At 64.2% G+C, this 16,969-nt stretch carries 19 protein-coding genes and 2 tRNA genes; 10 read left to right on the top strand and 11 right to left on the bottom strand.

From position 1 onward, the window contains the following. The first annotated feature begins 172 nt into the window (after positions 1-172). Both ACP7BL_RS15475 and ACP7BL_RS15470 read left to right on the top strand, forming a co-directional pair. On the top strand, positions 173-718 hold the full coding sequence (locus tag ACP7BL_RS15475; RefSeq protein ID WP_033965794.1) for a DUF882 domain-containing protein: 546 nt from the start codon (positions 173-175) through the stop codon (positions 716-718). A 59-nt stretch (positions 719-777) separates the two neighbouring features. Then, positions 778-1,857, top strand: coding sequence for a potassium channel family protein (locus ACP7BL_RS15470; RefSeq protein WP_426258774.1), 1,080 nt, complete (start codon positions 778-780; stop codon positions 1,855-1,857). A 7-nt stretch (positions 1,858-1,864) separates the two neighbouring features. Here ACP7BL_RS15470 and thiE read toward each other — a convergent pair whose 3' ends face one another. From thiE to ACP7BL_RS15450, 4 genes are read right to left on the bottom strand one after another with little or no spacing between them, the layout of a single operon-like run. Then, a complete protein-coding gene (gene thiE / locus ACP7BL_RS15465; protein ID WP_426258773.1) occupies positions 1,865-2,548 on the bottom strand; it encodes a thiamine phosphate synthase in 684 nt (227 codons plus the stop codon). Continuing rightward, the gene (locus ACP7BL_RS15460; protein WP_426258772.1) at positions 2,538-3,026 is read right to left on the bottom strand and encodes a hypothetical protein; all 489 of its coding nucleotides are present in this window, start codon (positions 3,024-3,026) and stop codon (positions 2,538-2,540) included. Before ACP7BL_RS15460 ends, thiE begins: the two co-directional genes overlap by 11 nt. 5 nt (positions 3,027-3,031) lie before the next feature. Next, the gene (locus tag ACP7BL_RS15455; RefSeq protein ID WP_426258771.1) at positions 3,032-3,703 is read right to left on the bottom strand and encodes an O-methyltransferase; all 672 of its coding nucleotides are present in this window, start codon (positions 3,701-3,703) and stop codon (positions 3,032-3,034) included. A 5-nt stretch (positions 3,704-3,708) separates the two neighbouring features. Further along, entirely contained in the window at positions 3,709-4,617 is a 909-nt protein-coding gene (locus ACP7BL_RS15450; RefSeq protein WP_126847255.1) for a class I fructose-bisphosphate aldolase, read from the bottom strand. Between the two features lie 129 nt (positions 4,618-4,746). On the opposite strand from ACP7BL_RS15450, the gene ACP7BL_RS15445 reads away from it, so the two are divergent. After that, positions 4,747-5,262: a TlpA family protein disulfide reductase gene (locus ACP7BL_RS15445; RefSeq protein ID WP_426258770.1), complete on the top strand. Its 516-nt coding sequence runs from the start codon at positions 4,747-4,749 to the stop codon at positions 5,260-5,262. Here the strand turns inward: ACP7BL_RS15445 and ACP7BL_RS15440 are convergent, their stop codons facing one another. The 3 genes from ACP7BL_RS15440 to gap are packed head-to-tail and all read right to left on the bottom strand — an operon-like array spanning position 5,263 to position 7,930. Beyond that, positions 5,263-6,456, bottom strand: coding sequence for a phosphoglycerate kinase (locus ACP7BL_RS15440; RefSeq protein ID WP_426258769.1), 1,194 nt, complete (start codon positions 6,454-6,456; stop codon positions 5,263-5,265). It abuts the gene before it with no gap. A 5-nt stretch (positions 6,457-6,461) separates the two neighbouring features. Beyond that, positions 6,462-6,920: an MOSC domain-containing protein gene (locus tag ACP7BL_RS15435; protein WP_426258768.1), complete on the bottom strand. Its 459-nt coding sequence runs from the start codon at positions 6,918-6,920 to the stop codon at positions 6,462-6,464. Then, complete coding sequence (gap, locus tag ACP7BL_RS15430; RefSeq protein WP_426258767.1) at positions 6,920-7,930, bottom strand: type I glyceraldehyde-3-phosphate dehydrogenase; 1,011 nt, start codon at positions 7,928-7,930, stop codon at positions 6,920-6,922. The genes ACP7BL_RS15435 and gap overlap by 1 nt, the downstream gene beginning before the upstream one ends. A 198-nt stretch (positions 7,931-8,128) precedes the next feature. On the opposite strand from gap, the gene ACP7BL_RS15425 reads away from it, so the two are divergent. The 4 genes from ACP7BL_RS15425 (at position 8,129) to ACP7BL_RS15410 (ending at position 9,608) form a co-directional block, all read left to right on the top strand. Then, entirely contained in the window at positions 8,129-8,314 is a 186-nt protein-coding gene (locus ACP7BL_RS15425; protein ID WP_126847245.1) for a hypothetical protein, read from the top strand. Then, positions 8,314-8,601, top strand: a complete 288-nt coding sequence (locus tag ACP7BL_RS15420; protein WP_126847243.1) for a cell division protein ZapA — start codon at positions 8,314-8,316, stop codon at positions 8,599-8,601. The genes ACP7BL_RS15425 and ACP7BL_RS15420 overlap by 1 nt, the downstream gene beginning before the upstream one ends. 243 nt (positions 8,602-8,844) lie before the next feature. Further along, positions 8,845-9,399 carry a 5-formyltetrahydrofolate cyclo-ligase gene (locus ACP7BL_RS15415; RefSeq protein ID WP_426258766.1) on the top strand — a complete coding sequence of 185 codons (555 nt, stop codon included), beginning with the start codon at positions 8,845-8,847 and terminating at the stop codon, positions 9,397-9,399. Beyond that, positions 9,396-9,608 carry a DUF2842 domain-containing protein gene (locus tag ACP7BL_RS15410; protein ID WP_033965758.1) on the top strand — a complete coding sequence of 71 codons (213 nt, stop codon included), beginning with the start codon at positions 9,396-9,398 and terminating at the stop codon, positions 9,606-9,608. The genes ACP7BL_RS15415 and ACP7BL_RS15410 overlap by 4 nt, the downstream gene beginning before the upstream one ends. Before the next feature lie 23 nt (positions 9,609-9,631). Here the strand turns inward: ACP7BL_RS15410 and ACP7BL_RS15405 are convergent. The 3 genes from ACP7BL_RS15405 to ACP7BL_RS15395 form a co-directional block, all read right to left on the bottom strand. Continuing rightward, a tRNA-Asp gene (locus tag ACP7BL_RS15405) sits at positions 9,632-9,708 on the bottom strand. Positions 9,709-9,879: 171 nt separating this feature from the next. Continuing rightward, positions 9,880-9,956, bottom strand: a tRNA-Asp gene (locus ACP7BL_RS15400). Positions 9,957-10,001: 45 nt separating this feature from the next. Next, the gene (locus ACP7BL_RS15395; protein ID WP_033965757.1) at positions 10,002-11,216 is read right to left on the bottom strand and encodes an AI-2E family transporter; all 1,215 of its coding nucleotides are present in this window, start codon (positions 11,214-11,216) and stop codon (positions 10,002-10,004) included. A gap of 54 nt (positions 11,217-11,270) precedes the next feature. On the opposite strand from ACP7BL_RS15395, the gene ACP7BL_RS15390 reads away from it, so the two are divergent. Both ACP7BL_RS15390 and ACP7BL_RS15385 read left to right on the top strand, forming a co-directional pair. Further along, the gene (locus ACP7BL_RS15390) at positions 11,271-12,737 is read left to right on the top strand and encodes an FGGY family carbohydrate kinase (protein ID WP_426258765.1); all 1,467 of its coding nucleotides are present in this window, start codon (positions 11,271-11,273) and stop codon (positions 12,735-12,737) included. A 45-nt stretch (positions 12,738-12,782) separates the two neighbouring features. Beyond that, the gene (locus ACP7BL_RS15385; RefSeq protein ID WP_426258764.1) at positions 12,783-13,757 is read left to right on the top strand and encodes a CPBP family intramembrane glutamic endopeptidase; all 975 of its coding nucleotides are present in this window, start codon (positions 12,783-12,785) and stop codon (positions 13,755-13,757) included. Positions 13,758-13,761: 4 nt separating this feature from the next. On the opposite strand, the gene ACP7BL_RS15380 is transcribed toward ACP7BL_RS15385, so the two are convergent. Further along, positions 13,762-15,462 (bottom strand): class I adenylate-forming enzyme family protein, encoded by a 1,701-nt coding sequence (locus tag ACP7BL_RS15380; RefSeq protein ID WP_137902416.1) that lies wholly within the window; start codon positions 15,460-15,462, stop codon positions 13,762-13,764. Between the two features lie 182 nt (positions 15,463-15,644). On the opposite strand from ACP7BL_RS15380, the gene ACP7BL_RS15375 reads away from it, so the two are divergent. Further along, positions 15,645-16,877 carry a serine hydrolase domain-containing protein gene (locus ACP7BL_RS15375; RefSeq protein WP_426258763.1) on the top strand — a complete coding sequence of 411 codons (1,233 nt, stop codon included), beginning with the start codon at positions 15,645-15,647 and terminating at the stop codon, positions 16,875-16,877. The last annotated feature ends 92 nt before the right edge of the window (positions 16,878-16,969 follow it).

Below are 16,969 nucleotides of genomic sequence, written 5' to 3'. Positions count from 1 at the left end.
TTATGAACGTCCAGACCAACGTATTTCACTGCCTCCGTCATGACTCGTCTCCGCTGCTAACAAATCCATCATCAGCATCTCAGATTCGAGCCTCCAAGGCTCCGGCAGTCATGGGGTCTAAGCAGACAAACGATTGGAATAGCGGCTTGTGTCCAGCGCGATGCCTCAAGCGATGATAGTGTCCCGACGCGCGATGCTTGGCGGCGCGCTGGTTGGCGGTGCGGCGCTTGCGCTTCCTTTTCCGGCGATGGCGGTCGGCACGGAATGGCGCCTCGCCATTCGCAACGTCCACAATAACGAAACCGTCGATGCGCTGTTCGCGCGGAACGGGACTTTCCTGCCCGAGGGGCTGGCCGAGCTGAACCATGGCCTGCGCGACTGGCGCACCGGTGAATCGACGGTGATGGACCGCCGTCTGCTCGCCTTGCTCGTACAGTTGCGCGACAAGCTGGAATTGAGCGGCGGCAGCAAGATCAATCTGATCTCGGGCTATCGCTCGCCCGCGACCAACGCCGCGCTCCGTGCCAAGGGCGGCGAACATACCGGCGTCGCCAGCCAGAGCCAGCATATGCTGGGCAAGGCGACCGACATCATGGTGCCCGGCGTGACGCTCGACCGGCTGCACGGCGCAGCTCTCGCTCTGGGCGGCGGCGGTGTCGGCTATTATCCGCGCGACGGCTTCGTCCATGTCGATACGGGGCGCGTGCGGCACTGGTAACCTTGCGCCGTTAATCGCCCACTGGACTTGCCCGTCCCGCTGGGCAACAGTCCTCCTCCGTGCGCAAGATCCTAGCCGACGCTGAAGCCGTTCTCGGCTCGCCTGCCAGAAATCTGATCACTATTCTCGGCTATGTCGGGCTGGTGATCGTCCTGGCGACACTCGGCTATATGGCGGCGGGGTGGAGCTTCGTCGACGCCTCGTACATGGTGCTGCTGACCGTCTTCTCGGTCGGGTATGATGAAGTCAGGCCGATCGACACCGGCTATTTGCACACCATCACGATCGCGACGATCGTGTTCGGATGCACCGGCATGATCCTGTTGACCGGTGCGCTCGTCCAGTTTTTCACCGTCCTGCAACTGCGCCAGATCCTGGGAGCCAACCGTATGCGCGCGCGAATCGACAAATTGTCCGGCCATGTCGTGATCTGCGGCTTTGGTCGCATCGGAACGATGCTGGCGCGCGACCTTGCCGAGGCGAACATGCCGCTGGTCGTGATCGAACGCAGCGCCGATCGCCTCGCCGAAATCGAAGCCGCCGGCCACCTGTGCATCGGAGGCGACGCGACCGAGGAAGAGATTTTGTTCGCGGCCGGGATCGACCGAGCACGTGTACTCTCGACAGTCCTGCCAGACGACGCGGCGAACGTTTTCATCACGCTCAGCGCGCGCAATCTCAACCCGACGCTCGAAATCATCGCGCGCGGCGAGGCCCCGACGACCGAACGCAAGCTGCGCCGCGCCGGGGCCGACCATGTCGTGCTGCCGACCCATATCGGTGCCGAACGCATCGCACGCATGGTGCTCTTCCCGAAAAGCGCGGATCTGGGATCGGACGCGGCGCTCAAACGCGCGCGCGGCGAACTCGGCGAAATGGGCCTGGATCTGGAAATCGTCTCGGCGCACGCCGGGTCGGCGATGTGTGTGTTGACCGTCGGCGAGGCCGAACGTCAGGCGGCCGGTGCGTTTTTCATCGTCCAGATCAAGCGCGGCGGTGCCGCCATCCTGCGGCCGTCCCCCGACGAGAAGATCCAGATCAATGACGAGGTGATGGTGCTGGTGCGCGATGCCGGCACCACCGCCCGCAAGCTGTTCACCGCCAAGGCTGAAATCCGCGCCGGGCGGAACACCTACTGAAGCGCCATCAGGCGGCGAGCACGGCCTCGAACGCGCGTACCGCAGCCGCCTCGTCCCCGCCCCACACCGCGCCCGACACCGCGAGAAAATCTGCACCGGCGCGGATCAGCGGCGGCGCGTTGACCGGTGTGATACCGCCGATCGCGACGCACGGGATCTCGAACACCGTCGACCACCAGCTCAGCAGCACCGGATCGGCGACATGCTCGGTCGTCTTGGTGGTCGTCGGGTAGAAGGCCCCGAAGGCAACATAGTCGGCCCCCGCCTCGCCCGCTTCCATCGCGAGATGGCGGCTGTCGTGGCATGTGACGCCTATCTGCGCCGCTGGCCCAAGCTGCGCGCGCGCCTCACGCGGGTCGCCATCGCCCTGCCCCAGATGCACGCCGTCCGCGCCCAGCCGCTTGGCGAGCGCAATGCTGTCATTGACGATGAAGGCGACGTCGGCATCCGCGCAAATGCGCTGCAACGGCTCGGCGAGGGCCGCGGCGCTGTGCTGGTCCACATCCTTCACCCGGAACTGGAACGCCGCGACCGGCCCCGCCTCCAGCGCGCGTTTCAACCGATCGGGGAAGCCGCCGCCCACGTCCAGCGGGGAGATCAGATAAAGCTGGCATTTGGGTCGGCGGTCGTCGCGCTGGAATTGCAGCGCGAAATCGGGGTCGAGCGGGCCTAGCGGGTCTTCACTGTTCATCCCTGCGCGATAGCGCGGCGATCGCGGCATGGAAAGCGGCGGGATCGTCGAGCTTGTGCGCAACCGCGCGGACCTGCCTGCCGCGCCGCGTCGGCACGGGCGGATCGAGGTCGATCACCACGCTCGGCCAACTCACCAAGGCCAGGTTCACCACGCCGCGCTGCTTCAGCGCCGCCGCATCCCATGTCGCGCGCAGGCCCGCAATCTGGCCCACCGGAACTACAACCGACTTCAACAGGCCCGCCCGCAGCGTCAGCACGCCATCCGCAATCGTCACCGGCAGTCGCCGGAAGGAGCGCAGCAACAGCGCCAGGCCGATCACCAGCGAAAGGTCGAGCACACCCACGACCAGCGCAACCGTCCACCCGAACAGCGCGCCCACCACCAGATGCACCACGCACATCTCGACAATCGCAATGCCGAGCAGCACGCCTATCATCGGCCCAAGGCTGCGATGATAGGCGAACTCTTGGGGCATCGCGTTCAGACGGCTCCCACCACGGCCAGCACGAAGCCATCCCATTTCTTCGCGCCAACGGTCTGCACCGCTGTGGCGCTCAGCCGTGGTTCGTCCACGATCATCTTGAACAGCGCCCGCACCCCACGAACGCGCGAGTCCGCACTTGCCGGATCGAGCACCTCGCCGTCGCGCACCACATTATCGACCACGATCGTCGTGCCCGGTCGCGCAAGCGCCATAGCCGAGCGGACATAGGGGACACAATTTTCCTTGTCCGCATCGACAAACACCAGGTCGAACGGCGCTTCTCCCTGCGCGATCATCGCCTCAAGCGATAACAGTGCCGCGCCGACGCGGACTTCGACCCGTTCGCCAAGGCCAGCGCGCGCGATGTTGTCGCCCGCCACCGCCGCATGGTGCGGATCGATTTCCAGCGTCACCATTCGCCCGTCTTCGGGCAGGGCCCGCGCCAGCCAGATCGTCGAATAGCCGCCAAGCGTGCCGATCTCGAGGATGCGCCGCGCGCCGACCATCCGCGCGAAGAGATGCAGCATCTTGCCCTGTGCGGGCGAGACATCGATCTGCGGCAGTCCGGCGGCGGCGTTGGCAGCGAGGGCTGCATCCAGCACCACATCGTCACCCAGCAAATGGTCGACGATATAGCCGTCGACCGCCTCCCACCCCGCCCCGGACATCGGGTTTACTCCTCGCCCTTGTAGATCGCGATGATCTTGGCGAGCATCTCAAGCGCCTCTGCGCGCGGGCGCTGGAAGGTGTTGCGGCCGATGATCGAGCCGTTGCCACCGCCATCGCGAATGTCGCGCGCGTCCTGATAGACCGCATCGGCACCCTTGGCCGCGCCGCCCGAGAACACCACGATCCGCCGCCCGGCAAAGCTCGCCTGCACGACATGGCGCACCCGGTCCGCCTGCTTCGACCAGTCGGTGCCCTCATAAAGGGGCTTGGCTTCCTTCTGCTCGATATGGTCGCTCGGCAGCTTCACCTTGATGATGTGCGCACCCAGCAACGCCGCCATGTGCGCGGCATAGGCACCGACATCGAGCGCCAGTTCGCCCGACTTGGGCAGGATGCCGCCGCGCGGATAGGACCAGATCACGGTGGCGATGCCGACCGACTTTGCCTCGGCCGAAAGCTCGCGAATCTGCCCGATCATGTCGAACAAATCGTCCGAACCGGGATAGATGGTGAAGCCGATCGCCGCGCAACCAAGCCGCACCGCATCCTCGACGCTGCCGGTCACCGCCTGGTTCGCGCCCTGCGCCCAGCTGTTCGAGCTGTTGACCTTGAGGATCGTCGGGATCTGCCCGGCAAAGGTCTCCGCCCCCGCCTCCAACATGCCAAGCGGCGCGGCATAGGCCGAAAGCCCGGCATCGATCGCAAGCTGATAGTGATAATGGGGATCGTAGGCGGGCGGATTGACCGCGAAGCTGCGCGCCGGGCCATGCTCGAACCCCTGGTCGACCGGAAGAATCACCAGCTTGCCGGTGCCGCCAAGCTTTCCCTGCATCAGGATGCGGGCGAGATTGGCCTTGGTTGCAGGGTTGTCCGACTCATATTTGTCGAGAATGGCCTTGACCTGTGGCGTCATCGGAAGCTCCCATTTCCTAAAGCGGTGTTGTTATGGCCGCGGGTGTTAGCGACCCCGATCCTCCGGGGCAACGCTTGACGCGCGCCTTGGGGCGCGGCACGCTCGCGGGCATCTCTGAGGGGGGAAGCCATGCGCCGTTTTTCGAAAGTCGCACTGTCGGGCGCATTGGCGCTGGCCGCGGTCGCCTTGTTGGGCGCGGGCGGACCGCCCAAGGTGGGCGATGTCGCGCCACCGTTCGAACTCACGCTGATCGATGGCAGCAAGGTCTCGTCCGACGCCTTGCGCGGCCAGGTCGTCGTGCTCAATTTCTGGGCCACCTGGTGCGGGCCGTGCAAGAAGGAGCTGCCCACACTCGACACCTATTACGAGCTGCAAAAGACCCACGGCCTCAAGGTGTTCACCATCGCCACCGAGGATTCGCTGCCGCTCTTCCAATTAAAGAAGCTGTTTGCGGTGATGCACATGCCCTCGGCGCGCCGCATCAAGGGCAATTACCCGATCCTGAGCGGGGTTCCGACCAACTATATCATCGATCGCTCGGGCCATGTCCGCTACGCCAAGGCGGCGGCGTTCGATCTCGACTCGCTCAACGCCGAACTCGTCCCGCTGTTGCGGGAACCGGCACCGCCGGCCCCGCAAAGCTGATCACCCGCGCGACAGCGCGGCGACCCCGGGAAGGTCCTTGCCTTCCATCCACTCCAGGAACGCGCCACCGGCGGTCGAGACGAAGGTGAAGTCGTCCGCAGCGCCTGCCTGGTTGAGCGCGGCAACCGTGTCGCCACCGCCCGCCACCGAGACGAGCGAGCCGCTCTTGGTCAGCGCAGCAGCGGTCTTCGCCAGCGCAACCGTCGCCGTGTCGAAGGGCGGCGTCTCGAACGCGCCGAGCGGTCCGTTCCACACCAGGGTCCGGCAATTCTTGAGCACATCGGCCAGCGCCTCGGTCGCAGCCGGCCCGACATCGAGGATCATCTCGTCGGCGGCAACTTCATGCACATTGACGGTGCGGACCGGCGGGTTCGCGCGGAATTCCTTCGACACCACCACATCATAGGGCAAATGGATCGTGCAGTTGGCGCTATCCGCTGCCTCGAAGATTTTCTCAGCCGTTCCGGTCAGTTCGTGCTCGCACAGCGACTTGCCGACATCGACGCCGCGCGCCGCAAGGAAGGTGTTGGCCATGCCGCCACCGATGATGAGATGGTCGACCTTGGTGACGAGATGCTTCAGCACATCGAGCTTGGTCGAAACCTTGGCCCCGCCGACGACGGCCGCCACCGGATGCTCGGGGCTGCCCAGCGCTTTGTCGAGCGCATCGAGTTCCGCTTCCATCGCGCGGCCGGCAAAAGCCGGCAGCTTATGCGCCAGCCCCTCGGTCGAGGCGTGCGCGCGGTGCGCAGCCGAGAAGGCGTCGTTCACATACAGGTCGCCCAGCGCCGCAAAGCGGTCGATCACCGCCGGATCGTTCTTTTCCTCACCGCCGAAGAAGCGCGTATTCTCCAGCACAGCGATGTCGCCGGGCTGCAACGCCGCAACCGCCGCCGCATCGCCTTCCCAATCGACATAGGTCACCGGCCGACCGAGCACGACCGCATAAGGGCCAACCAGTTGCTTCAGCGACAGCTCGGCCGAGGGCACACCCTTCGGCCGCCCGAAATGCGCCAGGATCAGCACGATCGCGCCCTTGTCGGAAAGTTCGGTGACGGTCGGCACGGTCGCGCGCAGCCGAGTATCGTCGCTCACCGCGCCGTCGTGCATCGGCACGTTGAGATCTTCGCGCACCAGCACGCGCTTGCCGTGCACATCGCCCATGTCGTCCAACGTCTTGAAGGCCCGCGTCATGTCCATCACTCCTCAAGAACCACAATTGCATCGCCGACGCGGATCGTCCCGCCGACCACAACACGCGAACACGCACCCCCGCGCCAGTCGGGCAGCAGCGCCGCCTTCAATCCGGGCGCGAGCGCTTCCATGCGCTCGCACGGATCGGTTTCGCGCGTAATCATCAAGATTACCGTTTCGCCGATCCGCAGCCGCGTTCCCGCAATCTGCGGTAAATCAAGCCCTTCGACCAGCAAGTTTGCACGGCGTTCGAACCAGGGTAGGCTGTGGCCGACCTCGGCCATTGCCGCGTCCCAATCACCACGTTCGAGCAACGTGACTTGCCGCCGTCCCTTGCCACCGGGTTTGATCACCCCGCGAAAATCGCCATGGAGGCCGCCGTCCAGTGTCACTTCGACATGGTCGAGCGTCTCCATCGGACCCTTCGGGCGGCCATGGCGGGCGATGCCCGCCAGAACCCCCATTAGAGGAACTTGCCCATTGCCCCCGCAGTATCGACCATGCGGTTGGAGAAGCCCCATTCATTGTCATACCAGCTAACCACGCGGACCAGCTTGCCGTCCATCACTGCTGTCTCGAGGCTGTCGATCGTCGAAGAGGCAGGCGTGTGAACGATGTCGACCGAGACCAGCGGCTCGTCCGAGAAGACCAGCACGCCCTTGAGCGGTCCGCTTTCGGACGCGGCCTTGAGGATCGCGTTGACTTCTTCCTTGGTCGTCTCCCGCGACGGCATGAAGGTCAGGTCGATCAGGCTGCCATCGGGAACCGGCACGCGGATCGCAGAGCCGTCGAGCTTGCCCTTAAGTTCGGGCAGCACTTCGCTCACTGCGCGCGCTGCGCCGGTCGTGGTCGGGATGATGTTCATCGCCGCTGCGCGCGCACGGCGCAAATCGGGGTGGATCTGGTCGAGGATCTTCTGGTCGTTGGTGTAAGCGTGGACGGTCGTCATCAGCCCGCGCTCGATGCCAATCGCGTCGTTCAGCACTTTGGCGACAGGGGCCAGGCAGTTTGTGGTGCAGGAGGCGTTCGAGACGATCGTATGCTCGGCGGTCAGCTTGTCATGGTTGACGCCGAAAACGACGGTCAGATCGACGCCCTTGCCGGGTGCCGAGATCAGCACCTTCTTGGCACCGGCATCGAGATGCTTCTGGCAGCTCGCGCGATCGGTGAAGAAGCCAGTGCATTCGAGCACGATGTCGATGCCCTGCTCGGCATGGGGCAAATTGGCGGGATCACGCTCGGCGGTAACGCGGATGCGCTTGCCGTCGACGACCAGGTCATTGCCCTCCGCCGACACTTCACCCGGATATTTGCCATGCACCGAGTCGCGGCTGAACAGCCAGGCGTTGGACTTGGCGTCAGCCAGATCGTTGATCGTGACAAGCTCAAGCCCGCTATCGCCCCGCTCGAGAATCGCACGTGCGACCAGGCGGCCGATGCGCCCGAAACCGTTGATCGCTACCTTGATCGTCATAATGCTGGCTCCTTCAAGCGGCTGACCCTGTAGCAGCGCGCCACCGAGTCCTTCGAATGCGCGCGTCTTTGCGGGCGACAGGCGGGCACGTCAACCGCCCGCCCTCTTCGTCGCCCTTCATCGTGCAATCCGAACGGATGACACGAACTCGTCACAAATGCGCCTTGTCCCCGCCTCGCGCCATGCTATCTCGTAAGCATGGCAGACGTTCCTTATCCTGCCGCGCTCGACCGGATCGACCGTGCCCTCGCTCGTATCGACGCCGCCGCCCAAGCGCGGATGACCCACAGCCAAGTCCTGGCGCGCCGCCATGAAACGCTGCGGACCCGCATGGCGGAGGCTATCGCCGCCCTCGACGCCATTCTGCAGCGCGAGGGCGACTGATGGCTGACGTTACGCTGACGATTGGCGACCGTCGCCATACCGTGGCCTGTCCTGATGGTCAGGAAGATCAGCTGCTTCGCCTCGGCACCGTGCTGGACGCAAAATGGGCCACCGCGGCGCGCGCGTCGGGCGGGATGAATGGCGAGCGCACGATGTTGTTCGTTGCGCTGATGCTGGCGGACGCGCTGGACGAGGCGGAACGTCGTCCGGCCAAGATCCAGGATGAGGTGCTGCTGACGCGCATCGCCGAACGGCTCGAATCGATCGCCACCTCCCTTGAGCAATAGCGCGCAAGCGCCTATATCGTTTGGTGGCGGGCACTGCCCGGTACGAGCCTTTATTATCCCTGAGGCTATTCATCATCCAAGGGGGCTGTCCCTGCCCGGGCCCTGGCCCGACGCACATGGTCCCCACCTGACGTACCGTGCGTCAGAGGATAACCCGGCACACGGCCACGGCGGTCCCGCCACCCCGCTTGTTCGTGGCGCTCCGGCTTCGCCACCACCGGCGACGCCGTATAAGGTGCCGCGATGCAGGTGACGATCGACAAGCGGGCGTTGCGCGCCCAAATTCGTGCCAGGCGCGATCGCTTTTTCGCGACGTCATCCACGCCGATCGAACCGCCAACGGCCTTGCTTGCGCTGTTGAAACCAGGGCTGTGCGTGACGTCCTACATCCCCGTGGGAAGTGAAGCCGATCCCCAGCACCTCGCCGCCGCCGCACGCGCCGCAGGCTGCCGTCTTGCTTTGCCCCATGTGACCACTCGGGAAGCGCCAATGCGCTTTCTGGGCTGGGATGAACAGGTCGCGCTTGTCGAGGGGCGGTATGGGCTCTCCCAGCCTCCCAGTGACGCACCTGTAGTGAAACCCGATATCATTCTCACGCCCATGCTGGCGTTCGATGCGAAGCTCGATCGGCTGGGGCAAGGTGCCGGCTATTACGACCGCGCCTTCGCGACGTTTCCCGACGCTTGGCGGATCGGGGTTGCGTGGAGCGTGCAACAGGTCGAGTCCTTGCCGACCGAAGCGTGGGACATGCCGCTCCACGCCGTCATCACCGAATGTGGATGGATTCCCCGACCATGACCCCAAGTTGGCGTAAACCCGTCGGGATGCTGGCGATTCTGGTGTTGATCGGCGTGTGGTGCATCCTGGTTGCCAGCCTGTCTCGCCTGGTCGGCGGCTGGCATCCATTGTTGCAGGCCGCATTCTATCTGATCGCTGGCATCGCCTGGATCTGGATCCTGCCGATGCGGCGCATGCTGGCGTGGATGGAGACAGGGAAATTTCGCTGATTCCCCCTGGGCATGAAGGGGAATGGCGCGAGTGACGGGGCTCGAACCCGCGACCTCCGGCGTGACAGGCCGGCGCTCTAACCAACTGAGCTACACCCGCTTGAGAAGCGAGAGGCGCGGCTCCTAAGCGACGCCCCCTACCCTGTCAATGACCTCAGGAGAACACGATACGATTGTTCGTCGAACGTTCAACACTAATGCCTGAACCCAGGCTGCAGGACGTCAAAAAATTGAGGGGATATCGCGGCCTTCCCAAGCAATTTGCGGGGAATGGCGCGAGTGACGGGGCTCGAACCCGCGACCTCCGGCGTGACAGGCCGGCGCTCTAACCAACTGAGCTACACCCGCTTGAAAAGCGTGAGGCGCGGCTCCTAAGCGACGCCCCCTAGCCTGTCAACGCTCCGTTTCACTTTCTTCGAAAGAAGCATCGACGCGGCCGCGACGCGGTCGGGTCAAGGTGCCGTGTTCAAACAGAAAACCTGCAATATCCGGCTTGCCTGCTGCCCCCAGCACGGTCTGGATGATGATCAGCAAGGGCACCGCCAGCAGCGTGCCCGCCGTGCCCCACACCCAGCTCCAGAAACTGATCGACACCAAAATCATGATCGGGTTGATGGTCAAGCGATGCCCGACAATCAACGGCGTGACCGCATTCGCCTCGATCAAATGGCACCCGATCATCACAAAGGCGGGCACAAGCGCGACCCAGATGTCGTGGAAGGTCATCAATCCCCCCAGCGCGAGTAGCAACGCCGCCGTGATCGGGCCGAAATACGGGACGTAGTTGAGCAAGGCGACGATCCCACCCCACATCAACGGATAGGGCATTCCCATCACCCACAACACGCCGGCGATGATCAGGCCGAAGGACAGGTTGATGATCGTAATCGTACCAAGATAGGCCGACGTATCGTCCACGACATCCTGAATGACCCGCGCCGTCGCCATTGCCCCGCCGAAGCTGGCGCGGCTGGTGATCGTCTTCTTGCGCAGCCCGGTCCAGCCCGAGAGGAAGAAGAACACCACCAGGATCCCGAAGAACACCTGCACGATCACCGACGGCGCAAAACTCGCGGCGAGCTCCAAGATCGAACTCGGCGGTGCGACTGCAGTGGTGGCCGGTGCCCGGACCGGCCCCGATGCAGCCAGATGTTGCACCGTGCGATTGAGGTAACGCTCGAAACTCGAATAGAAATCGATCAAGGGCGCGATGTTCATCTGGATCCGGTCGATCCGTTCAGGCAGGCGACGAAAAAATTCCGTCGCGGGAACTACGATCGCCGCCAGCGCAACGTTTGCCGCGACCAGAAACAACAACACACAAATCAACGCAGCGAGCGCAGACGGCACGCGCCGTCGCTCAAACCATTCCAGAACAGGAACCAAGGCGATCGCGATCACCAAAGCGGCGGTGGTTGGCAGAAAGAACTCGGCCCCTGCCTTCAACGCAAAGGGCAGCGCCAATGCCAGGCCCACGCCGGCGATCAGCGTCAGTGCGGCCAACAGGCGATCGCGCCGCAATCCAATGCGACGTTCCTCCTCAGTGTCATGCGCACGCGTCGCGGTCAGGCCGAACGCGTCGCTCTTGCTTTCATCCCGATCTGCCATGTCCCGTTCCTAGCGGCATTCCCTCGCCGCGCAAACCGCGCTAGCCCTTGTCCCATGTCAGACCTCATTCTCGTTATAGACGAAGGCACGACCTCGACGCGTGCCATGGCTTTTCGCCTCGACGGCAGCTGTGTGGCGACGGCGGGCGCAGAACTGACCCAGCATTATCCCGAACCCGGGCGAGTCGAGCACGACGCGTCCGAGATCTGGACAAAAACCCTCGCGGTCGCCCGCACGGTGATAGAAAAAGTGGGGGGTGCCGAAAAGATTGCCGCGATCGGCATTACCAACCAGCGCGAGACGATCGTGTTCTGGGACCGCGAAACGGGCGAACCGCTTGCCCCCGCGATCGTCTGGCAAGACCGGCGTACCGCAGCGACGTGCCGCTCGCTGAAAGAGGCGGGCAATGAGCCGATGGTGCAGGCCAAGACCGGCCTGTTGCTCGACCCGTATTTTTCGGGGAGCAAGATCGGCTGGGCGATGGCGCATTGGGATGCCGTAAAAACCGCCGGATCGCGACTCGCTGTCGGTACGGTCGAAAGCTGGCTGATCTGGAAGCTGACGGGCGGCCTGCACATCACCGACGCCACCAACGCCAGCCGCACCGCGCTGATGGCGATCGGCAGCGGCCATTGGGATGACGGACTGATCGAGCTGTTCGGTGCCCCTCGCTCGGCCTTGCCCGAAATCGTCGATTGCGCCGGGCATTTCGGTGAAACCCGGTTGTTCGGCGCGCCCATCCCGATCTGCGGCATCGCCGGGGATCAACAAGCGGCAACCATCGGCCAATCCTGCCTCGAGATCGGCGAGACCAAGGCGACCTTCGGCACCGGCGCATTTGTCCTGAGCCAGGCCGGGCCGATCCCGCCGACCTCGCGCAACCGGTTGCTCTCCACGATCGTCTGGCAGATTGACGGGCGACGCGCTTATGCGCTGGAGGGCTCGGTATTCGTCGCGGGCAGCTTGATCAAATGGTTGCGCGACGCGGTCGGCCTGATCGGCACCGCTGCGGAAACCGAGATACTGGCGCGCAGCGTTCCCGACAATGGCGGAACCTTCCTCGTACCGGCCCTCTCCGGCCTGGGTGCGCCGTGGTGGGAACCCGAAGCGCGCGCCGCCATCTCGGGCTTAAGCTTTTCGACCGGCAAGGCGCATATCGTGCGCGCCGCGCTGGAGGCGATGGCGCATCAGGCGCACGACCTGAAAACCGCCTTTGCTGCGGACGGCGTCGACTGGGCGTGTGTGCGGATTGATGGCGGGATGGTCGCCAATAACTGGATGGCGCAGGACATGTCCGACATTCTCGGGGTCAATGTCGAGCGCCCCAAATTTGCCGAGACAACCGCACTGGGCGCGGCGATGCTGGCGGGAGTCGGCTGTGGCCTTTTCGCCAATCTGGCAGAGGCCAGCGCGATGCGTGGACACGTTGAAACCTTCACCCCGCAAATCGCCGAGCAGACCCGCGTCGACCGACTCGACGGGTGGTGCCGCGCGATCCAGCGGGTTATCGCGCCGAACTGATCGACCGCCTACCACGACACGCCCAAAATCGCCGGGGGGACCTTGATGACCGACGCCGACACCGCTCAGCCCCGTGACCGGGGACTCCGCCGCATTTTCATCGGTAGCGACGGGCTACGTGCGGGGTGGAGTCTGCTGCTGTTTTGCCTGACCCTGACCGTGCTCACGATCGGCGCGGTGGCTGCGGCAACCTTTATCAACGGAAAGCCTCCCCACCCCCCTTCAGGTGCGCCGCAAGGCGTCATCCCATCGATCAAGGGCGAAGCGCTCACCTTCGCGGTGCTGCTCGTCACCTCTTGGCTGATGTCGCGGATCGAGCGTCGCCCCTTCGCTGCTTATGGCCTGCGCCGGGAGCGCGCTGTGCCCGATCTGCTCACCGGCATGGCCTGGGGCATTGCCATGCTGTCGCTGCTGGTGGGAATGCTGACGCTGTCCGGCGCGCTGGTGTTCGACGGCTTCGCGATCGGCGGCAGTGCGGCGCTGGGGTATGGCGCGGCGTGGTTCTTCGCCTTCTGCCTGGTCGGCCTGTTCGAGGAATTTCTGACCCGCGGTTTCCTGCAATACACGCTTGCGCGGGGTGTCGCGGGAATTGTGCGCGCCGTGGCTCCCGCCAGCAAAAACGCCCGCACGATCGGGTTCTGGGTGGCGGCACTGGTCTTCTCGGTCGGGGTGTTTGCGGGCGGGCATCTCGCCAATAAGGGCGAAACGGCGATGGGCCTGGTCAGCGTCGCCCTTGCCGGGCTCACCTTCGTCTATGTGCTGTATCGCACCGGGTCGCTGTGGTGGGCGATCGGCTTCCACGCAACGTGGGACTGGGCGCAATCCTTCCTGTATGGCGTGCGCGATTCCGGGCTGGCGATGGAGGGGCACCTGCTTGCCTCGCACCCGGCCGGGGCCGCGTTGCTTTCGGGCGGCGAAACCGGGCCGGAGGGGAGCATCCTGGTGGTTCCCACGCTGCTGCTGACGGTGTTTATCATTCACCGCACGCTGCCGCGTCGCGCGGCCGCGTTCGACGCCTGATCGCTCAGGCGGCGGCGCGATCCTCAAACAGGCCCTTAAGGTCCTTCTTCAAGATCTTGCCGTTGGCATTGCGCGGCAGCGTTTCGGGAACGAAGCGGATCGCCACCGGCGTCTTGAACACCGCCAGCCGCTCGCGCACCCACGCCTGCAATTCCGCCTCGGTTGCGGTCGTACCTGGGGCAAGGTGGACCACCGCCGCCGGTTCCTCGCCCAGCGTGCGGTGCGGGATGCCGATCAGCGCGCAATCGGTCACCGCCGGATGCGCATAGAGCACGTTCTCGACCTCCGATGAGTAGATGTTCTCGCCGCCGCGGATGATCATGTCCTTGGCGCGATCGACGATATAGACGAAGCCTTCCTCGTCGAGCCGTGCGAGATCGCCGGTGCGCACCCAGCCGTCGACGAAAGTGGCGGCGGTCGCCTCCGGCTTGTTCCAATAGCCTTTGACCACCATTGGCCCACGCGCCCACAATTCGCCGACCTCGCCGATCGGCAGCTCGGTGATACCGTCTTCGTCCATGATCTTGAGGTCGGCAACGGGCACCGGCGGCCCGGCGCTGGTCGGCCGCGCAAGATAATCCTCGGCACCGTGTCCGGTCACCGTCGCCATCGTTTCGGTCATGCCCCAGCCGTTCGACGGCAGCGCGCCAAATTCGGTGTAGATCCGCCGCACGAGCTCGGGGGCCGATGGCGCACCGCCATAAGCGATCATCTCCAGCGAGGAGAGGTCATATCGGGCGCGCTCAGGATGCTCCAATATCTGCCAGGCGATCGTCGGCACGCCGCCGGTGGCGTGAACCTTCTCCGTCTGAATGATCTCCATCGCGCGTACCGGATCCCATTTGCGCATGAACACCAACGTGTTGCCTGCCGCTATCGAACCCATCATCGTTGCGCTGCATGCCGTCACATGGAACATTGGGATGACGGTCAGATAGGTCCTTGGTTGCGGGTCGGGTACAGCTTCGCCACGCCGCACAAAGGCGCGCGCGCCGCCAAAAGCCGAACTGAGGATATTGGTCATCAAATTGCGATGCGTGCCGAGCGCCCCCTTCGGATTGCCGGTGGTGCCGCTTGTGTAGAAAATCGTCGCGTCGTCGTCGGTCGCAATCTCGATCGGGGGCAGTTCCGTGTCGGGCAATTGCGCATAGTCGTGCGGCGTGCCGATCAGATCCTCGAGCCGCTGTGCGCCGTCGCCGACCAGGCCCGGCGCGCGCGCCACGATCATTGTCTCCAATGCGGGCAAAGGCGGGGCGTGCGCCACCAACCGCTGATAGCGTTCGTTATCGACAAACAGCACACGGCACCCCGAATCATCGATGCCATATTCGAGCTCGCCCGCGGTCCACCACGCATTGAGCGGCACCACGATCGCACCGATGCTGGCGGCGGCGAAGAAGATTACCGGCCATTCGGGCAAATTGCGCATCGCCAGCCCGACACGGTCGCCCCTGCCGATTCCCATCGCGACCAGCGCATGCGCCAGCGCAGCCACCGCGCGAAAATTCGCCGCATAGCTGACGCGTTCATCCTCATAGACGGTGAACAGTCGCTCGCCATGCATCCGCGACGCGGCGATCAGCCACGCGAGCGACGGCGGCGCATGTTTCCACACCCGCGTCGGAATACCACCGATCGTCACCGTCTCGATCTCGAACTTGGTGCCAGCCGCCGTCAGCGCGGCGGTCGCCTGCGCCAGTGTCATTTTCGGCCATGCCGGATCGAGCACGACAAGCGGTTCTGTATCCACGATGCATCCTCTTCCCTAGCCGGTCGGCACGCCCGAGTTGAAACTCGGGTTTGCCAAAACCAGCGCTGATCGCAAGGTTAGTGTTGATTCATGCGTGACTCAAGGCAATAGGGGAATAGGACTTTCGAAGTGAGGGTATGGAAATCGCTATGGGCAGAACGATGCCGGAGATCGGACGATTCGACGCTGCACGGCTGGAGCGGATCGATACTTTCCTGAAGGAGCGCTATCTCGATTCCGGGCGGCTGGCCAATGCGCAGATCCTGATCGCACGCGGCGGCGACATCGCGCACTTCTCCTCGCAAGGGCCGGCGCGCGAGGGCGGCAAAAGCATCGACGAAGGGTCGTTGTTCCGCATCGCCTCGATGACCAAGCCGATCACCTCGATCGCCTTCATGATGCTGCTGGAGCAGGGCAAGGTCGCGCTCGACACGCCCGTCCATCACGTCCTGCCCGCGTTCAAGGGAGTCGGCGTGTACAATGGCGGCGGGGGTGGCGTGCCATTCCAGACGCGCCCGACCAGCGAGCCGATGCGGATGCTCGACTTGCTCCGCCACACATCGGGGCTGACCTACAGTTTCCAGAACCGTTCCTATGTCGACGCCGCCTATCGCGAGGGCAAAATCGAGAACTGGCACGGCAACCTCGATCTGGACGGTTTCATCGAAGCGGTCGCGAAAGTGCCGCTCGAATTTTCGCCCGGCGAGGCATGGAATTATTCGGTCTCGACCGATGTGCTGGGCGCGGTGGTCGAGAAGGTTTCGGGTCAGTCGCTCGCCGACTTCTTCCGCACGCAGATCTTCGCCCCGCTCAAGATGGACGACACCTTTTTCGCGGTGCCCGAAGACAAGATCGACCGGCTCACCGATTGCTACACCTTCACCCCCGAAAAGGGCCGCTTCCTGTATGATCGCGGCGAAGCGAGCGCGTGGAGCCGCCCGCCCAAGCTGGTGTCGGGCGGCGGCGGCCTGGTTTCGACCGCGCTCGATTATCATCGGTTTTGCACGATGTTGCTGAACGGCGGTGAACTCGACGGCGCGCGCATCGTCGGGCGCAAGACGATCGAGCTGATGACGATGAACCACCTGCCTGGCGGCTCGGATCTGTCGAAAATGTCCAAGTCGCTGTTCAGCGAAACCGCCAATGCCGGCACCGGTTTTGGTCTGGGCTTCGCGGTCAACATCGATGTCGCGCGCTCGATGATTCCGGGTTCGGTCGGCGAATATTATTGGGGCGGGATGTTCTCGACCGCCTTTTTCGTCGATCCGGTCGAGCAGTTGTCGATGGTGTTCATGACGCAAATGAGCCCGAGCAATGTCTACCCGATCCGCCGCGAGCTGAAGACGTTGATCTACAGTGCGCTGACCTGATTTTCCGTCACCCCGGCCTTGTGCCGGGGTCCACTCATCCACCAGCGCTTTTCTAGAGAGGCGCGGTGGACCCCGGCACAAGGCCGGGGTGA

The sequence above is a fragment of the Sphingomonas sp. DC1600-2 genome (genome assembly GCF_049897605.1).
Lineage (GTDB): Bacteria > Pseudomonadota > Alphaproteobacteria > Sphingomonadales > Sphingomonadaceae > Sphingomonas.
This window is presented reverse-complemented; position numbering and strand designations above follow the sequence as displayed.

What these genes read in the sequence shown, in the direction of transcription:
- ACP7BL_RS15475 (WP_033965794.1), top strand. Translation starts at nt 173, where the DNA reads ATGATAGTGTCCCGACGCGCGATGCTTGGCGGCGCGCTGGTTGGCGGT.
- thiE (WP_426258773.1), bottom strand. Translation starts at nt 2,548, where the DNA reads ATGAACAGTGAAGACCCGCTAGGCCCGCTCGACCCCGATTTCGCGCTG.
- ACP7BL_RS15460 (WP_426258772.1), bottom strand. Translation starts at nt 3,026, where the DNA reads ATGCCCCAAGAGTTCGCCTATCATCGCAGCCTTGGGCCGATGATAGGC.
- ACP7BL_RS15455 (WP_426258771.1), bottom strand. Translation starts at nt 3,703, where the DNA reads ATGTCCGGGGCGGGGTGGGAGGCGGTCGACGGCTATATCGTCGACCAT.
- ACP7BL_RS15450 (WP_126847255.1), bottom strand. Translation starts at nt 4,617, where the DNA reads ATGACGCCACAGGTCAAGGCCATTCTCGACAAATATGAGTCGGACAAC.
- ACP7BL_RS15445 (WP_426258770.1), top strand. Translation starts at nt 4,747, where the DNA reads ATGCGCCGTTTTTCGAAAGTCGCACTGTCGGGCGCATTGGCGCTGGCC.
- ACP7BL_RS15440 (WP_426258769.1), bottom strand. Translation starts at nt 6,456, where the DNA reads ATGACGCGGGCCTTCAAGACGTTGGACGACATGGGCGATGTGCACGGC.
- ACP7BL_RS15435 (WP_426258768.1), bottom strand. Translation starts at nt 6,920, where the DNA reads ATGGGGGTTCTGGCGGGCATCGCCCGCCATGGCCGCCCGAAGGGTCCG.
- gap (WP_426258767.1), bottom strand. Translation starts at nt 7,930, where the DNA reads ATGACGATCAAGGTAGCGATCAACGGTTTCGGGCGCATCGGCCGCCTG.
- ACP7BL_RS15425 (WP_126847245.1), top strand. Translation starts at nt 8,129, where the DNA reads ATGGCAGACGTTCCTTATCCTGCCGCGCTCGACCGGATCGACCGTGCC.
- ACP7BL_RS15420 (WP_126847243.1), top strand. Translation starts at nt 8,314, where the DNA reads ATGGCTGACGTTACGCTGACGATTGGCGACCGTCGCCATACCGTGGCC.
- ACP7BL_RS15415 (WP_426258766.1), top strand. Translation starts at nt 8,845, where the DNA reads ATGCAGGTGACGATCGACAAGCGGGCGTTGCGCGCCCAAATTCGTGCC.
- ACP7BL_RS15410 (WP_033965758.1), top strand. Translation starts at nt 9,396, where the DNA reads ATGACCCCAAGTTGGCGTAAACCCGTCGGGATGCTGGCGATTCTGGTG.
- ACP7BL_RS15395 (WP_033965757.1), bottom strand. Translation starts at nt 11,216, where the DNA reads ATGGCAGATCGGGATGAAAGCAAGAGCGACGCGTTCGGCCTGACCGCG.
- ACP7BL_RS15390 (WP_426258765.1), top strand. Translation starts at nt 11,271, where the DNA reads ATGTCAGACCTCATTCTCGTTATAGACGAAGGCACGACCTCGACGCGT.
- ACP7BL_RS15385 (WP_426258764.1), top strand. Translation starts at nt 12,783, where the DNA reads ATGACCGACGCCGACACCGCTCAGCCCCGTGACCGGGGACTCCGCCGC.
- ACP7BL_RS15380 (WP_137902416.1), bottom strand. Translation starts at nt 15,462, where the DNA reads ATGACACTGGCGCAGGCGACCGCCGCGCTGACGGCGGCTGGCACCAAG.
- ACP7BL_RS15375 (WP_426258763.1), top strand. Translation starts at nt 15,645, where the DNA reads ATGGAAATCGCTATGGGCAGAACGATGCCGGAGATCGGACGATTCGAC.